The 797-nt window shown below is 53.1% G+C and carries 1 pseudogene; it reads left to right on the plus strand.

Features of this window, described 5'->3' with window-relative positions:
• Window positions 1-797: pseudogene (locus N8L90_RS09315) on the plus strand (adhesive domain-containing protein); the annotation flags it as partial.

Genomic DNA, 797 nt, shown 5'->3' on the forward strand with positions numbered 1-797 from the left:
GCTACGGCACTTGTTGACGCTGAAGTAGAGGCTACCGCACTTGTGCTTGCTGATGTAGAGGCTACGGCACTTGTTGACGCTGAGGTAGACGCTACGGCGCTAGTACTTGCTGATGTAGATGCTACTGCGCTAGTGCTTGCTGATGTAGAGGCTACGGCACTTGTGCTTGCTGAGGTAGACGCTACTGCGCTTGTGCTTGCTGATGTTGATGCTACAGCACTTGTTGACGCTGAGGTAGACGCTACAGCGCTAGTACTTGCTGATGTAGAGGCTACCGCACTTGTTGATGCTGATGTAGACGCTACCGCACTTGTGCTTGCTGATGTAGACGCTACTGCGCTAGTGCTTGCTGATGTAGATGCTACGGCACTTGTTGACGCTGAGGTAGACGCTACGGCGCTTGTGCTTGCTGATGTAGAAGCTACCGCACTTGTTGATGCTGATGTAGAAGCTACCGCACTTGTTGACGCTGAGGTAGACGCTACTGCACTTGTTGATGCTGAGGTAGACGCTACAGCACTTGTTGATGCTGAGGTAGACGCTACGGCACTTGTTGATGCTGACGTAGACGCTACAGCGCTTGTTGACGCTGATGTAGAGGCTACGGCACTTGTGCTTGCTGAGGTAGAGGCTACCGCGCTTGTGCTTGCTGAGGTAGAGGCTACCGCACTTGTGCTTGCTGAGGTAGAGGCTACGGCACTTGTTGATGCTGAGGTAGATGCTACGGCACTTGTTGACGCTGAAGTAGAGGCTACCGCACTTGTGCTTGCTGATGTAGAGGCTACGGCACTTGTTGA

It is taken from the genome of Streptococcus mitis, assembly GCF_946190115.1.
Classification (GTDB): Bacteria; Bacillota; Bacilli; order Lactobacillales; family Streptococcaceae; genus Streptococcus; species Streptococcus mitis_CO.